General features: G+C 66.3%; 18 protein-coding genes, 4 tRNA genes and 2 pseudogenes. 12 read left to right on the forward strand and 12 right to left on the reverse strand.

The features are described 5' to 3' along the window. Positions 1-2 precede the first annotated feature (2 nt). The 3 genes from ACPCUW_RS28125 to ACPCUW_RS28135 all read right to left on the reverse strand — a co-directional run bounded on the left by ACPCUW_RS28125 (position 3) and on the right by ACPCUW_RS28135 (position 3,096). Positions 3-1,187, reverse strand: coding sequence for a hypothetical protein (locus ACPCUW_RS28125; RefSeq protein WP_104407482.1), 1,185 nt, complete (start codon positions 1,185-1,187; stop codon positions 3-5). Between the two features lie 125 nt (positions 1,188-1,312). Beyond that, positions 1,313-2,731 carry an MFS transporter gene (locus ACPCUW_RS28130; protein WP_423428140.1) on the reverse strand — a complete coding sequence of 473 codons (1,419 nt, stop codon included), beginning with the start codon at positions 2,729-2,731 and terminating at the stop codon, positions 1,313-1,315. A 122-nt stretch (positions 2,732-2,853) separates the two neighbouring features. Continuing rightward, positions 2,854-3,096 (reverse strand): hypothetical protein, encoded by a 243-nt coding sequence (locus ACPCUW_RS28135; RefSeq protein WP_030517190.1) that lies wholly within the window; start codon positions 3,094-3,096, stop codon positions 2,854-2,856. A 161-nt stretch (positions 3,097-3,257) separates the two neighbouring features. Here ACPCUW_RS28135 and ACPCUW_RS28140 point away from each other — a divergent pair, with 161 nt between their 5' ends. Then, positions 3,258-4,025, forward strand: a complete 768-nt coding sequence (locus tag ACPCUW_RS28140) for an ArsR/SmtB family transcription factor (protein WP_063019332.1) — start codon at positions 3,258-3,260, stop codon at positions 4,023-4,025. A gap of 17 nt (positions 4,026-4,042) precedes the next feature. On the opposite strand, the gene ACPCUW_RS28145 is transcribed toward ACPCUW_RS28140, so the two are convergent. The 4 genes from ACPCUW_RS28145 to ACPCUW_RS28160 all read right to left on the reverse strand — a co-directional run bounded on the left by ACPCUW_RS28145 (position 4,043) and on the right by ACPCUW_RS28160 (position 4,906). Next, positions 4,043-4,501 carry an SRPBCC family protein gene (locus ACPCUW_RS28145; protein ID WP_305781312.1) on the reverse strand — a complete coding sequence of 153 codons (459 nt, stop codon included), beginning with the start codon at positions 4,499-4,501 and terminating at the stop codon, positions 4,043-4,045. A 146-nt stretch (positions 4,502-4,647) separates the two neighbouring features. Then, a tRNA-Val gene (locus tag ACPCUW_RS28150) sits at positions 4,648-4,722 on the reverse strand. Positions 4,723-4,739: 17 nt separating this feature from the next. Continuing rightward, positions 4,740-4,810: transfer RNA gene (locus ACPCUW_RS28155), tRNA-Cys, on the reverse strand. A 23-nt stretch (positions 4,811-4,833) separates the two neighbouring features. Continuing rightward, a tRNA-Gly gene (locus ACPCUW_RS28160) sits at positions 4,834-4,906 on the reverse strand. 507 nt (positions 4,907-5,413) lie between these two features. Between ACPCUW_RS28160 and ACPCUW_RS28165 the strand changes: the two genes are divergently transcribed. Beyond that, positions 5,414-5,485: transfer RNA gene (locus ACPCUW_RS28165), tRNA-Val, on the forward strand. Positions 5,486-6,007: 522 nt separating this feature from the next. Here ACPCUW_RS28165 and ACPCUW_RS28170 read toward each other — a convergent pair. From ACPCUW_RS28170 to ACPCUW_RS28180, 3 genes are read right to left on the reverse strand one after another with little or no spacing between them, the layout of a single operon-like run. Then, complete coding sequence (locus ACPCUW_RS28170; RefSeq protein ID WP_423428142.1) at positions 6,008-6,421, reverse strand: GlcG/HbpS family heme-binding protein; 414 nt, start codon at positions 6,419-6,421, stop codon at positions 6,008-6,010. Then, positions 6,418-6,822, reverse strand: a complete 405-nt coding sequence (locus tag ACPCUW_RS28175; RefSeq protein WP_423428164.1) for a peptidase C56 — start codon at positions 6,820-6,822, stop codon at positions 6,418-6,420. Before ACPCUW_RS28175 ends, ACPCUW_RS28170 begins: the two co-directional genes overlap by 4 nt. A 28-nt stretch (positions 6,823-6,850) precedes the next feature. Next, entirely contained in the window at positions 6,851-7,990 is a 1,140-nt protein-coding gene (locus ACPCUW_RS28180; protein WP_423428144.1) for a glutathione-independent formaldehyde dehydrogenase, read from the reverse strand. 915 nt (positions 7,991-8,905) lie between these two features. Here ACPCUW_RS28180 and ACPCUW_RS28185 point away from each other — a divergent pair. The 10 genes and pseudogenes from ACPCUW_RS28185 to ACPCUW_RS28230 all read left to right on the forward strand — a co-directional run bounded on the left by ACPCUW_RS28185 (position 8,906) and on the right by ACPCUW_RS28230 (position 18,459). Continuing rightward, a pseudogene (locus ACPCUW_RS28185) lies at positions 8,906-9,292 on the forward strand (general stress protein). A gap of 3 nt (positions 9,293-9,295) precedes the next feature. Then, positions 9,296-11,182, forward strand: a complete 1,887-nt coding sequence (dnaK, locus tag ACPCUW_RS28190) for a molecular chaperone DnaK (RefSeq protein WP_423428146.1) — start codon at positions 9,296-9,298, stop codon at positions 11,180-11,182. An 8-nt stretch (positions 11,183-11,190) separates the two neighbouring features. Then, entirely contained in the window at positions 11,191-11,718 is a 528-nt protein-coding gene (locus tag ACPCUW_RS28195; protein WP_423428147.1) for a nucleotide exchange factor GrpE, read from the forward strand. Between the two features lie 6 nt (positions 11,719-11,724). Beyond that, positions 11,725-12,630, forward strand: a complete 906-nt coding sequence (locus ACPCUW_RS28200) for a DnaJ C-terminal domain-containing protein (protein ID WP_423428149.1) — start codon at positions 11,725-11,727, stop codon at positions 12,628-12,630. Continuing rightward, positions 12,627-12,955, forward strand: a pseudogene (locus ACPCUW_RS28205) (chaperone modulator CbpM). Before ACPCUW_RS28200 ends, ACPCUW_RS28205 begins: the two are co-directional and overlap by 4 nt. Beyond that, complete coding sequence (clpB, locus tag ACPCUW_RS28210; protein ID WP_423428150.1) at positions 12,937-15,570, forward strand: ATP-dependent chaperone ClpB; 2,634 nt, start codon at positions 12,937-12,939, stop codon at positions 15,568-15,570. The pseudogene ACPCUW_RS28205 and the gene clpB overlap by 19 nt, the downstream one beginning before the upstream one ends. A 14-nt stretch (positions 15,571-15,584) precedes the next feature. Beyond that, the gene (trxA, locus tag ACPCUW_RS28215) at positions 15,585-16,037 is read left to right on the forward strand and encodes a thioredoxin (protein WP_423428152.1); all 453 of its coding nucleotides are present in this window, start codon (positions 15,585-15,587) and stop codon (positions 16,035-16,037) included. Beyond that, positions 16,034-16,300 (forward strand): UBP-type zinc finger domain-containing protein, encoded by a 267-nt coding sequence (locus tag ACPCUW_RS28220; protein WP_082857380.1) that lies wholly within the window; start codon positions 16,034-16,036, stop codon positions 16,298-16,300. The genes trxA and ACPCUW_RS28220 overlap by 4 nt, the downstream gene beginning before the upstream one ends. Then, positions 16,278-18,005: an FAD-dependent oxidoreductase gene (locus ACPCUW_RS28225; RefSeq protein ID WP_423428154.1), complete on the forward strand. Its 1,728-nt coding sequence runs from the start codon at positions 16,278-16,280 to the stop codon at positions 18,003-18,005. Before ACPCUW_RS28220 ends, ACPCUW_RS28225 begins: the two co-directional genes overlap by 23 nt. Before the next feature lie 13 nt (positions 18,006-18,018). After that, a complete protein-coding gene (locus ACPCUW_RS28230; protein ID WP_423428166.1) occupies positions 18,019-18,459 on the forward strand; it encodes a DUF1931 family protein in 441 nt (146 codons plus the stop codon). 326 nt (positions 18,460-18,785) lie between these two features. Here ACPCUW_RS28230 and ACPCUW_RS28235 read toward each other — a convergent pair whose 3' ends face one another. Together ACPCUW_RS28235 and ACPCUW_RS28240 are read right to left on the reverse strand one after the other, a co-directional pair. Next, the gene (locus tag ACPCUW_RS28235) at positions 18,786-19,817 is read right to left on the reverse strand and encodes a hypothetical protein (protein WP_423428155.1); all 1,032 of its coding nucleotides are present in this window, start codon (positions 19,815-19,817) and stop codon (positions 18,786-18,788) included. 308 nt (positions 19,818-20,125) lie between these two features. Continuing rightward, on the reverse strand, positions 20,126-20,335 hold a 210-nt coding region (locus ACPCUW_RS28240), incomplete at its 5' end, for a hypothetical protein (RefSeq protein ID WP_423428156.1).

Consider the following 20,335-nt stretch of genomic DNA (forward strand, 5'->3'; position numbering starts at 1 on the left):
GGTCAGGTCGCGCTCAGCCGGAACGGGGCACGATCCCAGCGCCAGCCGTGGCGCAGGGCGAGCGCGATCAGGTCCACCGGTTCCAGGCCGGTCTCGTCGACCAGGCTCCGGAATTCGGCCCACTGCACGGCGCCGGTGGCGAGCCGGTTGCGGAGAATGTTCTCCGAACGGGCGGACACCGTGTGCCGCAACAGATCCGGCTCGCCGAGCCTGCTGCCGGTGAAGACCAGCCATCCCCAGCCGCGGGCATGCGCGTGCGCGCGGGCCGCCTCGAGCCGCACCCGGTTGGCGTGTAATCCCAACTGTCCCAGGGCGACCACGTCGGCCAATAGCACGCGTCCATCGGTCAGTCGGGCGGCGACGGTGGGACAGTAGGAATCCGCCACGCCGTCGACGGTGAAGTCGACGGCCACGGGCCGCTCGGTGTAGCTGTCGACCTGTTCGCCCTCGTCGAGCATGCGCAGCAGCCGGGCTTGCAGAGCGGTGTCGAATGTGGTTTCGCGGCCGAGCTTCTCGGCGAACATGTGGCCGCGGGCGTCGTCGTCGGCGTCGACCGTCGTGATCGGCAGCTCGGGCAGGTCGCCGGGATCGCCGCTCGGCCAGTCCACCCGTCGCAGCAGCGGAAGCAGTTGCCCGGCAGCGGGTTCGGCAGTGCGGGGGCGATCGAGATGCCACCGGCTACGCTGCTGCCAGCCCGCGATGCGCTGGAAGACGAAGCCGGCCACCCGTTTGGCGTCGATCAGCGAATGCCCGGCCAGCCGCAACTTCAGATACGCCAGATCCTGGGCGGCGATATCGCAATCTCCGACATAGGTTTCGGTGAGCAGTGTCCGGGTCAGCCGCTGATCGCCCCACCCGACCGGATACCGGTCGGCGAACACGGCCGGATCGGGATGGCCGGTGGCCTGCACGCGCCGCAGCAGCTGCCCCGCCGCTCGGGTGTAGAGCTGGCGAACCCGGTCGCGCGAGAGTTCGAAGCGGGCGCCCAGCAGCGTCAGCGTCTCCGGGCGCACACCGTCGAGCCCGAGCCGGCGAGTGAGCAGCTCGCCGTCGCGGGGACGTTCCTCGGCTTGGGCCGCGACCATGTCCGCCAGCGTGTCGGCCATCTGCTCGGAGGTGAAGGAGATGCCGTCGCGTAGGTCGTCGAGCAACCCGGCCTGTATCTCCTCGATCCGGTTGGTCGTCACCACATGCCTTTCGCTGTCTCGCACGTCCTTTCGAAAGCCTATGCCTTCGTACGGGTTCCGGGTGCGCGAGCGCGGGCGTGTCCGCCGATATGGTGGCCGATTCAACGGCGAGCCGCTTCGACGGTTCAGCGGCGCGCGGGTTCGGTGAGGCGGCTGTCTCGGCCCGAGTCGGCCGCTGCCGACCCGCCGGCCTCCACGGCGAAGACGGTGATCAGCAGCGCGACCATCCACGCGAGAGTCGAGCCGGCCGCGAGCCGGTGGATGGCGCCGACGAAACCCGGCCCGGTCGGCGATCCGGCCACCGCGCCGAATATCGCGACACCGCAGGCGGTTCCGACCTGCCGGGCGGTATTGGACACTCCCGTCGCCAGGCCGGACCGGTCCGCCGGTGTGGCACGCACCGTCGCCGCGACCACCGATGTCGTGATGAGGCCGGAGCCGCAGCCGAGCACGGTGAAGCTCAGCAGCAGTCCGCCGCTGCCACCGCGGCCGTCGAGTGTGAGCAGCATCGCCGAACCGCATGCCGCGAGGGCACAGCCGATCGCGATGGCCGGGCGCGGGCCGTACCGGGCGGTCAATCGTCCCGACACCGGCGCCAGCAGCACCAGCGGCAGGGCCAGCGGCAGCACGCTGACGCCCGCCGCGACGGGGGAGCGCCCCAGCGTGTCCTGCAGATACAGCATGCCGATGAACAGGATGCCGTTGAAGATCAGGTTCATCATCAGGGCGACGACATTGGGAGCGAGAAAATCCTTGTGCCGCAACAGGTCCACCGGCAGGAACGGATGAGCGCTGCGCCGCGCCGAGAGGTAGGCGCCCGCCGGCGCACACACCGCGACCACCGCCGCGGTGCCGACGACCGCCGTCCCCGCGTGGTGCCCCGCGGAGATGACGGCGAACACCAGCGCCCCCAGGCCGAGGACGAATCCGGCCAGTCCGGGCACGTCGATGCGCTCGCCGCGCCGCGGTGGTGCGGCCGGTACCACGATCCGGGCCGCGACGGTCGCCGCGATCGTCAGCGGCACCGCGATCCAGAAAACCGGCCGCCACCCGAGGCGGTCGACGAGAATTCCGCCGAGCAGCGGTCCGGCCGGCAACGCCAGCGACGACACCGCCGCCCAGGTGCCCAGCGCCTTCGCCTGTTCCGCCCGATCCGGGAAGACGTCCACGATGACGGCCATGGTGCTGGGCAACAGCAGCGCCCCGCCCACGCCCTGGACCACCCGCGCGGCGATCAGCACCCCGACCGACGGAGCCAGTGCACACGCCAGCGAGGCCAGTCCGAAGACCGCGAATCCGGCGAGCAGCATCCGGCGATGCCCGATCCGATCGCCGACGGTTCCCGCCGCCAGCAGCAGTCCCGCGATCGCGACCACGTATCCGTCCACCACCCACTGCAGCGATGCGATGTCGGTATGCAGGCCGCGACCGATCGCGGGCAGCGCGACATTCACGATGGTCACATCCAGCAACACCAGAAACATCCCGGCGCCCATCACCGTGAGGATGGCGGCCGGGTTGCGAACCTGTGGAGTCGAAGTCATATCCGCAGTGTCGGTGCGCAACCTTTCGGTGTGGACCGAAGTATCGGCGATGAGGCAGCGGGTGAAGTGAACAGCGTCCTGCCGCAGCTTCTTTCGCTCACCGTCTCCTTGGCGGCGCAGCGTCAGGTCCGGCGGCGGAACCATCGCCGACGCCGGCGACTGCGGCGATACACCACGGCGGTGACCCGTGCGCCCAAGGAATCGGTGACGTGGAAATACTCGCCACCGAGGTCGGCGGCGGCATAGGCGATCTCGTCGATCGAGCCGTGGATATCACCGGCACCGAACGCGCTCAGCGTCATCTCGACCGTTCCGATCCGATCGAATCCTTCGGCCGGAGGCACATCGAGTTCCTCCGCACGCATACGCACCACCCCAATGTCGGCCGAACCGGAACGGTAGTCAAGGTTGTGGAGCGAGGTCGCCCGCCGATTGCCGGCTGACCGTCTGCCCGCTGTCGTCGCGGACGTGCGCGGACGGCCACGGTTCGGTGCGCACCGAAGTGTCGTCGCGGCAGACTCGAGTCATGACCGATCGCCGACCTCTCTACGGGTATTCCGATATCGCCGCTGTCGGCGCCCTGCTGGCCGACGCGACCCGGGCGCGCATGATGATCGGCCTGGCGGACGGGCGCGCGCTGCCGGCGTCGGTGCTGGCCGCGGAGGCCGGCGTCGCGGCGTCCACGGCCAGCGAACACCTGGCCCGGCTCGTGGAGGGGGGACTGCTCACGGTCGAACGATCCGGCCGCCACCGGTACTACCGCATTGCGAATGCCCAGGTCGGCGCCGCGATCGAAGCGCTGGCAGTGCTGGCGCCGACGCGACCCGTGCGTTCACTGCGGGAATCCACCCGTGCGGCGGCGCTGCGCCGGGCGCGCAGTTGTTACGACCACCTGGCCGGGCGACTGGGCGTCGCGGTCACCGAGGCACTGCTCGAGCGGCAGGCGCTGACCCGCACCGACGGCGTCGCGGGAACCGCACGCGCACAGGGAGATCCGATCTCGGCGCCGATGACCGACCACCCGTACCGCCTGGGCCCGAATGCCGAGCCCCTGTTCGCCGAGCTGGGCGTGGATCTCGACGCCGCCCGCGACCGGCGCCGCCCCCTGCTGCGTTTCTGCGTCGACTGGAGCGAGCAACGCCATCATCTGAGCGGTGCGCTCGGTGCCGCGGTACTGACCCGCATGGAATCGGCGGGCTGGGTGGAACGGCCGGGTACCCGCCGCACGCTGCGGCTGACCGACAGCGGAGCGCGGGTGCTGGATCGGGTGCTGGGCGTCGAATTCGCCGAATAGCGCGTCGAACCCGCGGATCAGCCGTGCTCGACGGCGATCTTCATCCGGTTGAGGGTGGTGGCCATATCGTTGTGGTTGCGCCGTCCGCGCGCCCACCCGAGCGCCGTCCAGTACAGCCGCAGCGGCAGGATCGTCGAGAGCTCGAACGATTCGGTGACGTCGGTGCCGCCGTCACGCTGTTCCAGCCGGTAGCCCCACCGGTTGATGTTCATCCCCCTGGGCCCGAGGACGGTGAAGGCGAATTCTCGTTCGGGCTCGCACACGTCTACCCGGCACGTGGTCCAGTAGACCGGCCCCACCTGATTGCGCCGCACGTGCCCCCGGAACTTCGCCCCCACCGCGGGACCCGTTGCGCCGCCGAGCCATTCGGCCTCGAACGTCTCGGGACTGAATTCGCCGATCCGCGTGATATCGCTGACCAGCGCCCACACCTGCGCCGGCGACGCGGCCATGTGGACGGTTACCGAATCGCGCACGACATCTCTCCTTGCCGCTCGGCTGGTTGGGCCTCGACCGTATCCCAGGCGACGAGACGGCGGACCCAGTCGTCCGCGAACTCGTTACATCCGTGATGCGGATACAAGAAAGCCCCGGTCGAAACCGGGGCTGACCTGTTCTTCGTTGGTGCGCGATACTGGGATTGAACCAGTGACCTCTTCCGTGTCAGGGAAGCGCTCTCCCGCTGAGCTAATCGCGCGTGGTTCGCCTACTCAGAGGCGGCGACGGGAATCGAACCCGTGTGCACGGCTTTGCAGGCCGTTGCCTCACCACTCGGCCACACCGCCAACCAAGGCCGGGTTGGCCTTCGAGCGGATGACGGGATTCGAACCCGCGACCCTCACCTTGGCAAGGTGATGCGCTACCAACTGCGCTACATCCGCATGCTGCGTCTCCGGGGCTTTTCGGCCCCTTCCGGCTGCGAGAGAGAACATTAGCCCACAACCCGCACCGTCAACAAATCGCCTGGTAGATGGGGGTAAAAGTGAATAACACCGGTGTGTTTTCCGGGGTGGTTGCGCTCCGTCGGATGACACCGGCTCGGTGGCGCCGGCGCGGCGCCCGGCCGGCCCGGTGCGCCAGGCGATCCCTGTGGTCACATCCGTCGCGGCGCGGCGGACCGGCCCAGGGGTCTCGTTCCGCGGCGCGGAACTCTGTAACCGCGGTCCGTTCGGACACGGCCCCGTCCGATCTCCCGCGATGCTTCACTCGGTGGAGGGGGCGACCACGCGCCGAGCCGACATCGCGAGACCTTCTGTGCCCGTTCACGTTCCGTCCATCGCCGCTCGACTGAAACACCCAGGTCAAGCCCCGATTTGGTGTGACACCGGGGATGCGTGTTAAGGTTCCTTCTCGTTCGGAACGGCACCCCAGCCGCTCTCGAAATCCCCGGTCCCATAGCTCAGCGGGAGAGCGCTCGCCTCACACGCGAGAGGTCGCTGGTTCGAAACCAGCTGGGACCACTTTGTTTGTGCAGGTCACCCGTGGTTTTCAGCAATTCGGTGTCCGTTCGTGCAACTTGCGTGCAATAGTCTGGTGCTTCATGCCGCTCTCACCTGATGGGCGCATGGCTTTGTCGATGTCTTCCACGGCGATGCGGACCCGACCGCGAGATCTGTATGCGGTAGCTGGCCGTCAGCGATCATCCGACAGATGGTGTCTCGACTAACGCTGGCGCGTTGAGCCGCTTCCCCGATGGAGACATAGCGGCTCAGGGGAGTCGAAGAGGGTGGTTCGTGGGGTATCGCGAAATCCTAAGAGTCTCGTCTCCCCACTTGTGATAAGAACTTCCGTCGTGCTCGTGACGGAGCGGGAAAGTTGGCAGATTCGTCAGGCTTTCGGGTGCAGGGCAGGACTCGTATACCCCGACGCGGCAGATTTCCCTAAATCGTGTATTCGATGACATCTAACATATGTAGGCAACTGGAGTTGGAACCCAACCGGTGGGGCGGGTCAGTTTGTCACCTTTGGTGCAGCAGCCCCGCTCACATCGCCGTGGAGGCTGCCTCGGCGACCGCCTTGTCCTGCTCTCCGGTGCCGCCGCTGACGCCGACCGCCCCGACGACCTGGCCATTTCGCCGCAGCGGCACACCGCCGGCGAAGATCATGATGCGCCCCCCGTTGGAGGTATGTATCCCGTAGAACTGCTTGCCCGGACCCGCATCGGTTGCGAGGTCCTCGGTCGAGATATCCAGCGCTCGGGCGGTGAATGCCTTGTTGATCGAGATGTCGATGCTGGCGATCCATGCACCGTCCATCCGCACATGGGCTACGAGGTTGCCGCCGGCATCGACCACCGCAATATTCGACGGCGACTCGATTTCGGCGGCTTTGGCCTCCCCGGCGGCAATCACCCGCTGCGCATCATCGAGGGACACTGAGGTCTGATTGATTGTCATGACGCACCTGTCCCGGTCTTCGCGAACTGCTCGACGACGGCCTGACAGACCGCGGATAGGTCGTCGGGCGACCTGCGCGGGATCAGGCTGTCGTAGATCACGATTTCCTCGACGACGTCGGCCCCGGCGTTGCGCAGGTCTGCCCGCAGACTCGGGCATGGGGTGAGCGTTTCGCCTGCCCCGATCGACTTTCGGGAACCGACGAAGTCGCGCACGAACGACACCGCCGCTTCCGCGATTCGCAGCTCGTCCGGGTTCGCCGCGCCACCCCTCAGCGGCAAGGCATCGTAGACATCGACCGCGGCATCGGATACGGCGTCGCGGAGTCGGTCGAGTTCGACTCTTTCGATCCCGTCGGCAGCCGGTCTCGCGATCTGCTTGCCCTGCAGTGCATTTGCCATCGTGGCGCTCCTCTCGGTCCGGGCCGCCTCACGGATGCATGACGACCTTGGTCCATCCGTCGTCGCGGGCATCGAAATGCTGGTAGCCGGACTCGGCCTCAGCCAGCGGGAGTTCATGAGAGACGATCCACGACGGTTTGGCCCGGCCTTCATGGATCAGGTCACGAAGCTGGCGGTTGTAGTGCTTGACGTTGGCCTGCCCGGTTCCGGCCTTTTGACCCTTGAACCAGAACTTGCCCATGTCAAAGGCGATCCTGCCCTTCTTCTCCAGCTTGTCGGGCGCGTTCGGGTCTTGCGGCAAGAAGATGCCCACCACGCCGATGTGCCCGGTGAACCGCACCGAATCGACCAGCCGGTTCATGGTCATCGCCGAATCCTCATGTCCCTGCGGGTCATGGGCCTGATAGCCGACGCACTCACAACCCTTGTCGGCACCGCGCCCGTTGGTCTGCTCCAGCACCTGCTCGACCGGGTCGCCCTTCGAGTCGTCGATCGGTATGACGCCGATCTGCTCGGCCAGGCGCAACCGGTCTGGATGCCGGTCCACTATCATCACCTTGCTCGCGCCCTGGATCATCGCCGAATATGCAGCCATCAAGCCCACCGGGCCGGCCCCGTAGACCACCATCGAATCGCCAGGCTGCATATCGGCCAGACGGGTGCAGTGCCAACCGGTCGGGAAAATGTCCGACAGCATCACATAGTCGTTTTCTTTGTCCTGAGCATCCTCGGGCAGCCGCAGACAGTTGAAGTCGCCGAACGGCACCCGCAAATACTCGGCCTGTCCGCCCCAGAACGGTCCCATCCCGGCGAAACCATAAGCGGCGCCCGCCATCTTCGGATCCGGATGCACGGTCAGGCAGAACGCGGTCAACCCTTCCTCGCAGTTTCGGCAGAAACCGCAACCGATGTTGAACGGCAGGCACACCCGGTCCCCGGTGGTGACCTTTACCACCGCATTGCCCACCTCGGCGACGATCCCCAGGTTCTCGTGACCGAGGACCATCCCGGGTTCCAGATCGGTGCGGCCCTCGTACATATGTAGATCCGACCCACAAATGTTGGTGCTGGTGATCTTTACCAGCACATCGGTCGGCTGCTCAATCCTCGCATCGGGCACATCCTTGACATGAACCTCACGCGGCCCGTCGTACACAAGCGCTTTCATCTCGACACTCCCTCACATGCGGGTTTCCGGTTGACGCCCGGCGGCCACAGTCGGTTATGTATGAGCCACCGACCGAACGAACCGTTCTGCTGGGGCAGCCGACGCGATAGCGCACGCAACGGAAGAACACACCAAAACTAGGGCGCACCACCATGTTTCGCGTCATGGACAACAAGTAGTGGGTGCATTCCAGGCGTCGCGTTCTCTCCTCCTTGGAGTCTCCTCTTTCGGCTCCGCGATCGCTAGGGGTTGCGATTGGTCTCATTGATTTGTGGGCTCGGCTCAGCAGTCCCGATGTTTCGTACCGGAGTTCTACTCGTGGAAGCACCGGAGTGGTGGCTGATGCAACTCGAGCCAAGCCGGTTTGGTCCGGTGCTGGCGCCACGACCGCAGACCCGGATGGGTAACTCCGGGCAGTACTCAACGAGTTCGGGGCCGTACTCACGGCGGTGGCAGGGCTGGTCCTGCTGGAGAGAAGTTCACTGAGGGCGCCTGGCTGCTCCTGATCATCGTGCTCGCGCTGGTGTTGCTGATCGCGCGGATCGAGAGCTGCTCCGCACGAGGGGCAACACAGCACGGTGATGTCTGGATTGGGACCCCGCTGCGAGCTTGCTGAGACACATCGCTCGGATGCAAAGATTTCTGGTTTCGGGCGTTCGACGCGTGGTAGCCACCGGGAGTGGTGGCTGATGCCCGGAGTGTGCGCACCGGCCGCCTCGAGCGGGTTCCGGCAGACATCTGTGTTCCGGCTGGGTTCTGGACGCCACCGTCTCCCGTTCTTTCGACGCCCTGCGGCGAATGAGGAACTGTCAGGCGGTTGAGCCGTGAGTTCGAGCGGTTGGACCGACCAGCCGAACGCCGAACCAGTATGCGCCGGCTCGGCGAACACCGATTCATCGACGCCCAGGAGGCGTGATGTCCGAGTCCGGTCGTGGAACCTCCGCTATGCGTCCGAACCAACCTGCCCGCCAGGTAATAGCAACGTTCGACGACTACGCCGACGCTGAAAGCGCCGTCGACCTCCGCTCCGACCAGCATTTCGCGGTAGACGAATCGGCCATCGACGGACACGACATCAAGCAGGTCGTCGGCCGATCGAACTACGGCCGGACCGCTATGCGAGGCGCCGCCGCGGCCGGGCTGACCAGCGCACTGTTCGGCGGGATCTTCGCATTGGCCGGCGGTGCGCGACTTCACCTCAACCCAGCCGTCACAACCACGTCACTACGAGGTCCTCGCCGACGTCGAGGTCGCGGACGAGCCGTCCGCCTGCTCACCGGCCGGACCGGTCGAAAGGAATGAGCCATGGCGACCGCTGTAGGTATAGACCTGGGCACCACGAACTCGGTCATCGCAAGCTGGCAAGGCGGTGAGCCGGTCGTTATCTCCAACACCGAGGGAGCGCGAACGACGCCGTCGGTGGTGGCGTTCACGGAGAGCGGGGAGCGCCTGGTGGGTCAGCTCGCCCGACGACAGGCGATCTTGAATCCGAAGGGCACCATATATTCGGCGAAACGCTTCATCGGACGTCATTACGACGAGGTCTCCGAAGAGGCCAAGGCGGTCAGTTTCGACGTCGTACCGGGGGACAACGGTGAAGCTCGATTCGACGTGCGGGGCAGGAAGTACGCGCCGGAGGAGATCAGTGCCCTCGTGCTGCGCAAGCTCGTCGACGACGCGAGCAAGTTCCTCGGTGAGAAGGTCAAGGAAGCGGTCATCACCGTTCCGGCCTACTTCAACGACGCGCAGCGCAACGCCACCAAGGACGCCGGCCGGATCGCTGGACTCGACGTTCTGCGGATCATCAACGAGCCGACCGCCGCGGCGCTGGCGTACGGCATGGACAAGCAGACCCACGAGACCGTATTGGTCTTCGACCTCGGTGGCGGCACTTTCGATGTGAGCCTGCTCGACGTCGGCGACGGGGTGGTCGAGGTTCGTGCGACGGCGGGCGACTCCCATCTAGGCGGCGACGACTTCGACCGACGTCTGGTGGACTACCTCGCCGACGAATTCCAACGGGCGGAGAACATCGATCTGCGCAAGGATCCGCAGGCGTTACAGCGTCTCTTCGAGGCGGCAGAAAAGGCCAAGGTCGAGTTGTCCTCGGTGACACAGGCTCAGGTCAACCTGCCCTTCGTCACCGCTGACGCGAACGGTCCCAAGCATCTCACCACCACGGTCATGCGATCGAAGTTCGAGGATCTGACGGCGGATCTGGTGGAACGCTGCCTCGGCCCGGTGAAGCAGGCGATGAGTGATGCCAAGGTCACCGCCAACGACATCGACGAGGTGATTCTGGTCGGCGGGTCGACACGTATTCCGGCGGTGCAGGCGCTGGTTCGCCGGCTCACCGGCGGCAAGGACCCCAACATGAGCGTCAACCCGGACGAGGTCGTGGCGCTCGGCGCCGCGGTTCAGGCGGGCGTGCTCAAGGGCGAGGTCTCCGATGTGCTGTTGCTCGATGTCACCCCGCTGTCCCTCGGTGTCGAGACCCAGGGCGGGGTGATGACCAAGATCATCGAGCGCAACACGACGATCCCGGTCCGGCGCAGTGAGGTGTTCGCCACCGCGGAAGACAATCAGTCGGCGGTCGATGTCGTGGTTCTGCAGGGCGAACGCGAACGGGCCGCCGACAACCGGGTGCTCGGTCGGTTCCGGCTGGAAGACATCCGCCCCGCGCCTCGTGGCGAGGCCCAGGTCGAAGTCACGTTCGATATCGACGCCAACGGCATCCTCAACGTCACAGCTCGCGACAAGGACACCGGTAAGGAGCAGGGCATCACGATCAGCGAGCAGGGCAACCTGGACCAGAGTGAGGTCGAGCGCATGCTCGCGGAGGCCGAACGGAACCGGGCCGAGGACGAGGCGCTGCGAAAGGCGGTCGATGCGCGCAACGCGCTCGATTCGGTTGCCTATCAAGTGGAACGGCGACTGGCCGCACTCGGCGACAGTGCCCCTCCGCACGAGAAGGCGCGTGCCGAGATGCTGATCGCCGACGCCCGAAAAGCCGTGCAAGACAATGCTTCGCCTGCGGAGGTGGAGCCACTCACCTCGGAGCTGCAGCAGCTGCTCTACGGGCTCGCGTCGGCGCAGACCGGCGGCGGCGACGGACACCAGGCAGCAGGCGGCGGAGGTGCGTCGTCGTCGGATGACGACGACGTGATCGACGCCGAATTCGATCGAAGCTGAGGCACACGATGGAAAGGTCTGCAGATCATTCGACGAATGAGTCGGCGACCGAGTCGGCTACCGACGAGGATCAGGCCGAGACGGCTCCTGACCGCACCGACACGGGGGCCGAGCTGGCTCAACTCGAGGACCGCTGGCGCAGGGCCCTGGCGGATCTGGACAACCTGCGCAAGCGGTTTGCCAAGGATCTGGAGCGCGCACGGGCCGCGGAGGTGGCGAGGGTTTCCGCCGCGTGGCTCCCGGTGCTGGACAACTTGGAGCTCGCCCTGGCCCATGCGGGCAGCGATCCCCAGGCCGTCGTCGAGGGCGTGAAGGCGATCCGGGACCAGGCGGTACAAGTGCTGGCGCAGTTCGGCTTCGAGCGCCACGACGAGGTCGGTGTGCCGTTCTCCCCGGAGCTCCACGAAGTGGTCAGCGTGGCGGCCCAACCCGACCTTCCCTCCGGGACCGTGATCGAGGTCGTGCGCCCCGGCTATGGGGAGGACGGCCGGCAGTTGCGTCCCGCCTCCGTGGTCGTCAGCCGGCCCGAGGGGTGAGCAGCGATGGCGCGTGACTACTACGAAGTGCTCGGTGTCCCACGAGGTGCCGGCACCGACGAAATCCAGCAGGCCTACCGCAAGCTGGCGCGCAAGTATCACCCCGACGTGAACAAGGACCCCACCGCGGAGGACAAGTTCAAGGAGGCCAACGAGGCCTATTCGGTGTTGTCCGATCCGGACACCCGGAAACGCTACGACCGATTCGGTGACGACTTCCGGCGTATTCCCGAGGATTACGACGAACGGGTCCGGGCGAGCGCCGGCGGGTACGGCGGCACCGGCACAAGGGTGCGCTTCGGTCACGGTTTCGGCGGCGAGGGCGCCGTCGGTTTCGACGACCTCTTCGGTCAGATGTTCGGCGGCGCCGGTGGGTACGGACCGATCCCAGGCGCCGATCAGGAAGCGGAACTGGAACTGACCCTGGAAGAGGCGTATCGGGGCGGCAAACGCAGTCTCCGATTGGATGGACGGCAGTACGACGTCGACATCCCCGCCGGTGTCCTGGACGGCCAAAGGATCCGGCTGGCCGGACAAGGCGGCCGGAGCAACGGTGACGCACCGCCCGGGGATCTGTACCTCGTGGTGCGGATCAAACCGCATCCCCGGTTCCGGGTACAGGGCCGCGACATCTACGTCGACCTGCCCGTATCGCCATGGGAGGCGGTGCTCGGGTCGACCGTTGTCGTTCCCACCCCGGGCGGCGAGGCGAAAGTCAAAGTGGCACCGGGCTCCTCGACGGGCCGGAAGTTGCGCCTGCGCGGAGAAGGGATGCCCAATCCGCGTGGCGCCAAGGGCAATCTCTACGCCGAAATCAAGGTGATGGTGCCGTCGAAACCCACAGCGCGCGAACGCGAACTGTTCGAACAGCTGGCCGCCGAATCGAACTTCGATCCGAGGAAAAAGACATGAGCACACCGACCCCGGTCACCCGGTACGTATTGGTTTGCCGTCCCGGATTGTCGCCGGAAGCCTTCGCCGAACGTACCGGCCTGCACCCGGATCTGGCACGAAGGCTGGTGGCTCTCGGCCTGCTCGATGCCCACCGCGACGCCGCCGGCGAGATGTCGTTCGAACCATCCGAAGTGGCTAACGCCGCCCGCATCCAACGGCTGCGGACCGGCCTGGGCCTGAACTACTCGGCGATCGGGCTTGTGCTCGATCTGCTGGATCGAATCGAGAAACTCGAAGCAGCTTCCCGCGCAAGGAGGACACCACATGGACACCGGCAGCCTGACTGAAAAGTCACGAGAAGCCCTGCAGGAAGCTCAGAACATCGCGACCAGAATGGGGCACACCGAGGTCGACGGAGAGCACCTGCTGCTCGCATTGGTCGATCAGCCGGAAGGGCTGGTACCCCGACTGCTCGAGCAGGCCGGTGCGGACGTCGATGCCCTGCGATCCGATCTGCAAGGTGAACTGCAGCGTAGGCCGAAGGTCAGCGGCCCCGGCGCGACGCCCGGTCAGGTGATGATCACCCAGCGCTTGGCCAAGCTGCTCGACGCCGCGGAACGGGAGGCGAAGCGCCTCAAGGATTCCTATGTGTCGGTGGAGCATCTCGTGATGGCCCTCTCCGAGGAGGGGTCGGCCAGTGCGGCGGGACGGGTCCTCGCGCGTCATGGGGTCACACGGGAGGCCTTCCTCACCGCCTTGACCACAGTGCGCGGGAATCAGCGCGTCACCTCGGCCACCCCGGAGGGGGCGTATGAGGCTCTGGAGAAGTACGGACGCGATCTCGTCGCCGAGGGGCGGGCAGGCAAACTCGATCCGGTCATCGGCCGAGATGCCGAAATCCGCAGGGTGACACAGATTTTGAGCCGGAAGACGAAGAACAATCCGGTGCTGATCGGCGACCCCGGCGTCGGTAAGACCGCGATCGTGGAGGGCCTCGCCCAGCGGATCGTCCGCGGCGACGTGCCCGAGGGCCTGCGCGACAAGACGATCTTCTCGCTCGACATGGGTTCCCTGGTGGCCGGCGCGAAGTACCGCGGCGAGTTCGAGGAGCGACTGCAGGCGGTGCTGTCGGAGGTGAAGGCGGCCGAGGGGCGCATCCTGTTGTTCGTCGACGAGTTACATACCGTGGTGGGGGCGGGATCGGTCGGCGGCGAAGGGTCTCTCGACGCCGGCAACATGCTCAAGCCGATGCTCGCCCGCGGCGAGCTGCACATGATCGGCGCCACCACTCTCGAGGAATATCGCAAACACATCGAATCCGATGCGGCACTGGAGCGTCGATTCCAGACCGTTCTCGTCGACGAGCCCAGCATCGAGGATGCGATCTCGATTCTGCGCGGACTTCGGGAACGCCTCGAAGTGTTTCACGGCGTGAAGATTCAGGACGGCGCCCTGGTTGCCGCCGTAACCCTCTCGCACCGGTACATCACCGACCGCTTCCTTCCGGACAAGGCGATCGATCTGGTCGATGAGGCATGCGCTCGGCTACGGACCGAGATCGACTCGATGCCCGCCGAACTCGACGAGCTCACCCGGAAGGTCACCCGGCTGGAGATCGAAGAGGCCGCGCTGTCCAAGGAAACGGACGCGGCCAGCAAGGCGCGCCTCGAAGAGCTCCGTAAGGAGCTGGCCGACCTGCGGGCCGAGGCCGACGCCCGGCACGCGCAATGGGAGGCGGAGCGGCAGGCGATCCGGCGGGTGCAGGAGCTGCGGGGAGAGCTGGAACGGTTGCGCCATGAGGCCGAAGAGGCGGAGCGCAACTACGACCTCAATCGTGCTGCCGAGTTGCGATACGGCGAGATCACCGAGCTGGAACGCAGGCTCACGGCGGCGGAGGAGCAACTGGCCGCCCGGCAGGGGCGGAATCCGTTGCTCCGGGAGGTGGTCACCGAAGACGAGATCGCGGAGATCGTGGCCGCGTGGACGGGTATCCCGGTTGCCCGGTTGCAGGAAGGCGAGCGGGAGAAGCTGCTGAAGCTCGACGAGATTCTGCACGAGAGGGTCGTCGGTCAGGAGGAGGCGGTGCAACTGGTCGCGGACGCGGTGATCCGGGCGAGGTCCGGTATCCGTGACCCGCGCCGGCCGATCGGTTCGTTCATCTTCCTGGGCCCGACGGGCGTGGGCAAGACCGAGCTCGCGAAGACGCTGGCCAGTGCCCTCTTCGACAGCGAAGACAACATGGTGCGCCTGGACATGAGCGAGTATCAGGAGCGGCACACCGTGAGCAGGCTCATCGGTGCGCCCCCCGGGTACGTCGGGTACGACGAGGGCGGCCAGCTCACCGAGGCGGTGCGCCGCAAGCCGTACTCCGTCGTGCTCTTCGACGAGATCGAGAAGGCCCACGCCGACGTCTTCAATACCCTGCTGCAGGTGCTCGATGACGGCCGGATCACCGACTCTCAAGGGCGGCAGGTCGATTTCCGGAACACGGTGATCATCATGACCTCCAACATCGGATCCCAGTATCTCCTCGGGGGAGTCACAGCCGACGGCGAGATCACACCGGATGCGCGGGAGCGGGTGCTCGCGGAGCTGCGCGGGCACTTCCGCCCCGAGTTCCTCAACCGGGTCGACGACATCGTGTTGTTCACCCCGCTCACGCTGCCCCAGATCGAGCACATCGTGGAGCTACAACTCACCGATCTTCGGAACAGGTTGTCGGAGCGGCAGATACACCTGGATATCACGCCGGAAGCGCGACGGCTCATCGCCGAACACGGTTTCGACCCGGTCTACGGTGCGCGGCCGCTGCGGCGGTATATCGCCCACGAGGTCGAAACCAGGATCGGCCGTGCGCTGTTGCGCGGCGAGATCGAACCGGGGGGCACCATCCGTGTCACGGTGGCCGGCGGCGAGCTCGCCGTCGCGTATGCCGAACCTGCCGTCGCGGCGGCCTGAGAAGAGGTGTTGTCATGGGAACCGAGAAGGTGAAGTGCCCGAACTGCGGCAAGGTCAACAAGGTGGCGTCGGCCGGGGAAGGAAAACCGCGATGCGGGAACTGCCATGAGCCGCTGCCCTGGATCGCCTCGGCAGGGGACGACGACTTCGCGGAGGTCGCCGAGAGATCCTCGATCCCCGTTCTCGTCGACCTCTGGGCCACGTGGTGTGGCCCGTGCCGCACGGTCAGTCCGGCGCTCGAGCAGCTCGCCAGGGAACGCGCGGGTCGAATCAAACTGGTGAAGGTCGACGTGGATGCTGCGCCCAGGACGGCCGAACGATTCACCGTCCGCGCGGTACCGACTCTGCTGGTGATGGACCGGGGCGAGGTGCTGGCTCGTCAGGCGGGCGCCGCTCCGGTACCACAACTGCGGACATGGCTCGATCAGGCGCTCTCGGCGGATGCGGGCAAGGAGGCGACGCCATGACTTCAGTCCCTGTCGACCCACACGTAACCGCGATCCGGCCCGTCGCACCCCGGACGCCGCAGGGCTGCGAGGAATGTCTTCGCCTCGGCACCCCGTGGGTACATCTGAGGCTGTGTCTGACGTGCGGACACGTCGGTTGCTGCGACTCGTCGCCGGGCAAGCATGCGAGCGCGCACGCTCACACTGTCGGCCATCCGATCGTCCAGTCGATGGAGCCGGGTGAAGATTGGCGCTGGTGTTATGTCGACCAGAACTTCGTCTGAGGACGGCGCTCCCGTGCGCGAGATTCCGGCTGTCGACGCCGAGACTTCGGATGAGCTGGGAGCCTACCCGCGCCTGAGCGACGACCAGGTCGCGACGCTCGAGGTCGGTGGCACGCGTCGATCGGTTGGCGCCGGTGAGGTGCTGGTCCGAGAAGGCGAGCCCAGCAACGACTTCTTCGTCATCCTCTCGGGCAAGGTGGCGATCATCGACGAGGGCGACGGAGACGGCGAACGCCGGATACTGCGCGTGCACGGTCCCGGTCGATTTCTGGGCGAGCTCGGGTTGCTGGAAGGCCAGGTGGCGTTCTTCACCGCCGAGACGATCGAGGACGGCGAGATACTTGTCGTCCCGGCGGAGCGGGTGCGCGAGCTGGTTTCCCACGATCCCGTGCTCAGCGATCTGATCCTGCGCGCCTACCTGGTGCGGCGGCATCTGCTGATCGGGCTCGGTTCGGGGTTCCGGATCATCGGCTCCTGCTATTCACCGGATACGTTGCGGCTTCGTGAGTTCGCCATGCGAAACCGGTTGCCCCACAGGTGGATCGATCTGGAGCGCGACGAACGGGCGGAGCAGCTGCTGCGCAGCCTGGGCGTCGCCCCCGAGGACACTCCCGTGGTGATCTGGCACGGCGAGAAGGTGCTGCGCAATCCTACGAACGCGGAACTCGCCCGCATCGTCGGGCTTCCGGTCCCGGACTCGGCCCGGGATGCGGCCCAGCACGTGTGTGACCTCGTCGTGGTGGGTGCGGGACCGGCCGGTCTGGCCGCGTCCGTGTACGCCGCTTCGGACGGGTTGAACACGGTGACACTCGAGTCCTTCGCCGCAGGTGGCCAGGCGAGCACCTCCTCCCGGATCGAGAACTACCTGGGCTTCCCGGCCGGGATCTCCGGGGCCGAATTGGCGGAGCGGGCCGTGATCCAGGCCGGCAAGTTCGGCGCCCGCATCCTGGTGTCGGCAGAGGTCGCCGGTCTGGGGTCCGAGGACGGGCTCCACGTGCTCCGGCTGGCGGACGGCGGCACGGTTCGCGGCCGGGCCGTCGTGCTCGCCACCGGGGCGCGATATCGCAAGTTGTCGGTGCCGGGAATCGAGGTACTGGAGGGGACCAGCGTGTACTACGCCGCAACCCATCAGGAAGCGCGGATGTGCGGCACCGACCCGGTGGCCATCGTCGGCGGCGGAAACTCCGCCGGGCAGGCCACCGTCTTTCTCGCGGACCGTGTTTCCCACGTGGACCTGCTCATCCGCGGCGGTGACCTCGGAAAGAGCATGTCCCGCTACCTCGTCGACCAGATCGAGCGCCATCCGCGCGTGACCGTTCACCGGAATACCGAGATTCGCGAGGTCCATGGTGAGAAGTACCTCGACGAAATCGTGGTCGAGAACAATCACACGGGCGCACACGACACCCTTCGGGTGCGCGCGCTGTTCGTCTTCATCGGGGCGGTGCCGCACACCGGGTGGCTGGCGGACACGGTCGCACTCGACGACCACGGCTTCGTCCTGACGGGCATGGACGCGATCCGGGCCCGTGAGGACGGCAACCAGTGGATCGGCGACCGGCCGACGAGGACGCTCGAAACGAGCCTGCCCGGCCTGTTCGCTGTCGGCGACGTCCGCAGCGATTCCGTGAAACGGGTCGCCTCCGCTGTCGGTGAGGGAGCGATGGCGGTTCGCCAAATCCATGAATACTTCGACAGGAGCTGACGACATGCCAGTGATGGGTACCGTGAAATTCCAGCATCTCTTCCGGGCAGCGGCCGGCCTGCAAGTCGACCGGAACGACCTCAAGCGCTATACGGATTTTATCGACGACAAGATCTACGATCTGATCCTCATCGGCAAGTCCTCGGCAAAGGCAAACCTCAGGGACGTGATCGAACCGTGGGACCTGCCGATCACCAAGGGGCTGCAGGAGAGCATCCACCGGTTCGAAAAACTCGACCAGGAAATCGAATTACAGGCTCTGCTCGATCAACTGACGGCCCGGCCGCCGTTGGACATGGCCCTCTCCGAGGCGACCGAGCAGCGATTGCCGCTGATCGCCGGAGGTTTGAGCGTGGCGCTGGCGCACACCTTCGTTACGATCGAGCCGGACCGTAAGAACCCCCGCACCGCCGAATGGAACGTCGCCTTCGACATCTTCCATCTCCTGCTCTGACCACTCCCCGCCCGGCGGAGCCGAGTAGACCGCCGCCGCCCCTGCGACGGCACTTGCGTTGTGGAATAGTTTGCGCCGCAATGTATTCAGCTTGCAACGCCCGCCGGGCAAGACCGGTTTATCCTCGCCAGCTCTCGGTCCCACCTCGAACCCGCCACCCTCGGCCTGACGCGGCTCGCGGCGACGCCGATCGGCGATCTCGGGGCCGGTCGACTGCTCGGCCAGGTGAAGACAGGTGGCGATGCGCTGGTGGACAGACCATGCGCCACGCGGTCAGGACTGCTTCGTCGCGTTCGGGCTCAACCGATTCGCCAGTGGAAGGGTCGTCAGTCCGTGTGGTCGAATCGCCGGCGTTGCCGAGCCCCGTAGGCCGCAGCCTTCACGGCCTCGTCGTCCTCCATACCCGACCCCAGCGCACCGCCCAGGGTGGCCACGGCGGCGACCAGCCAGGCCATCAGCAGCAGCGTCGCCAATCCCGCAGGCCCGCCGGTGTTTTCGGTAACCATCTGCGGCGGTATCGTCCACCAGGCGGTCAGCATCAGCAGGATGAACAGCGCGGCGTGAAAGACAACGACGCCGATCGTCAGGGTGATGACGGTCGATGCGTTGTACAGCGCCGCGCGCTCTCGTTCGCTCCTCGAGTGCGGGCGTTCCCATAGATTGTGTTCGATGATGAGCCAGGCGATCAGCGCCACGCTCGCGAGGGCCGTTGCCGCGCTCAATCGCCACGGGCCCATCGTGGCCGACAGCCGCCACATCGTCCCATAGGCGAGGCTGACAGCCCCGGTGGCGAAGGCCGCCATCATCACCTTCGACATGCCGGTCACCAATCGCCATGGTCGATTGGCATAGACCATGCCCGCGAGCAGCCGCAGGCGCGACAGGACCGACGGGGCGAGGTAGTGGACGATATCGCCGTCCTGCACCCGATTCAGCCGCTCGGTTGCAGCTTTCTGTGGGCTCGACCGGCTCGTCATCTCGGCCACGACGGCTCGCGCCAAGCCCCGCACCCGGCGCTGAATGAACGCACCACCCAGACCCGGGATGGAGATCACGGCGAACCGGTCCGGCACACTGATGTCGGCCAGTACCGGCGTCGTTCCCTGACGGCGAGGCAGATCGGTGAGGTAGATGACGACGTCCTCGGTCTGGCCACTCGGGTCGATGGTGTCGACGACCTCCGAGAACTCGGTGTGCTCGTCGATGGGGTAGGCGTGACATCGCACCGACACATCCCGAGTCTCGGGCGCGGCCCCGTCGGTCCGCTCATTCGAGAGCGATTCGGACAGATGCTCGGCGATCGCCGCCGGCGCTCCGGGATCGGCGACCAACAGAATTGACGACTGTTCCCGTGCCATAGGCCCGGCCTACCCTCGCCCCCAGGCGGCAAACGTCCTCGGTGTTCACGCGACGCGCCTGCGAAACCTTCACGGCATCGGCTCGCCATCGACCGCGCAGAGGGCTTCAGACAACCACGATCACGTGGCTGTCCATTCAGTTGCAGCGCAAAACAACTCGCGGCCCGGCCGGCGAATCACGAAGTTCACGCGACGGAAACCGACGGCCGCGAGGCAGGAGTCAACTGGATCTCCCACTACGCGAACGCAACGACTGACTCCTTGCCGCCGGCTACGCACCCCTACCCGGAAACCTCGCTCAACGGGCGCTATTGCACATCCTGCGATCCTTGCAGGCGCTGCTGGACTCCCACGACCCGTTTCCCGGCGCCGTAATCGACCGCGGCTGGAATATGCGACTCACCAATCATGCTGCGTCGCTCGCCGACGCTCAACCGCGAGAGCCATCGGGGCCACTCGCGGGCCTGGGCGGGCAGAACCGCGGCCTTCTGATCTGAGCCGCGGTGCGGCGCGCGGTG

It is taken from the genome of Nocardia sp. AB354 (genome assembly GCF_049538315.1).
GTDB classification, from domain to species: domain Bacteria; phylum Actinomycetota; class Actinomycetes; order Mycobacteriales; family Mycobacteriaceae; genus Nocardia; species Nocardia nova.

Excerpts from the sequence above, each read along its gene's own strand:
- ACPCUW_RS28130 (WP_423428140.1), bottom strand. The coding sequence starts at position 2,731 with ATGACTTCGACTCCACAGGTTCGCAACCCGGCCGCCATCCTCACGGTG.
- ACPCUW_RS28135 (WP_030517190.1), bottom strand. The coding sequence starts at position 3,096 with ATGCGTGCGGAGGAACTCGATGTGCCTCCGGCCGAAGGATTCGATCGG.
- ACPCUW_RS28140 (WP_063019332.1), top strand. The coding sequence starts at position 3,258 with ATGACCGATCGCCGACCTCTCTACGGGTATTCCGATATCGCCGCTGTC.
- ACPCUW_RS28170 (WP_423428142.1), bottom strand. The coding sequence starts at position 6,421 with ATGACAATCAATCAGACCTCAGTGTCCCTCGATGATGCGCAGCGGGTG.
- ACPCUW_RS28175 (WP_423428164.1), bottom strand. The coding sequence starts at position 6,822 with ATGGCAAATGCACTGCAGGGCAAGCAGATCGCGAGACCGGCTGCCGAC.
- ACPCUW_RS28180 (WP_423428144.1), bottom strand. The coding sequence starts at position 7,990 with ATGAAAGCGCTTGTGTACGACGGGCCGCGTGAGGTTCATGTCAAGGAT.
- dnaK (WP_423428146.1), top strand. The coding sequence starts at position 9,296 with ATGGCGACCGCTGTAGGTATAGACCTGGGCACCACGAACTCGGTCATC.
- ACPCUW_RS28195 (WP_423428147.1), top strand. The coding sequence starts at position 11,191 with ATGGAAAGGTCTGCAGATCATTCGACGAATGAGTCGGCGACCGAGTCG.
- ACPCUW_RS28200 (WP_423428149.1), top strand. The coding sequence starts at position 11,725 with ATGGCGCGTGACTACTACGAAGTGCTCGGTGTCCCACGAGGTGCCGGC.
- clpB (WP_423428150.1), top strand. The coding sequence starts at position 12,937 with ATGGACACCGGCAGCCTGACTGAAAAGTCACGAGAAGCCCTGCAGGAA.
- trxA (WP_423428152.1), top strand. The coding sequence starts at position 15,585 with ATGGGAACCGAGAAGGTGAAGTGCCCGAACTGCGGCAAGGTCAACAAG.
- ACPCUW_RS28220 (WP_082857380.1), top strand. The coding sequence starts at position 16,034 with ATGACTTCAGTCCCTGTCGACCCACACGTAACCGCGATCCGGCCCGTC.
- ACPCUW_RS28225 (WP_423428154.1), top strand. The coding sequence starts at position 16,278 with ATGTCGACCAGAACTTCGTCTGAGGACGGCGCTCCCGTGCGCGAGATT.
- ACPCUW_RS28230 (WP_423428166.1), top strand. The coding sequence starts at position 18,019 with ATGGGTACCGTGAAATTCCAGCATCTCTTCCGGGCAGCGGCCGGCCTG.
- ACPCUW_RS28235 (WP_423428155.1), bottom strand. The coding sequence starts at position 19,817 with ATGGCACGGGAACAGTCGTCAATTCTGTTGGTCGCCGATCCCGGAGCG.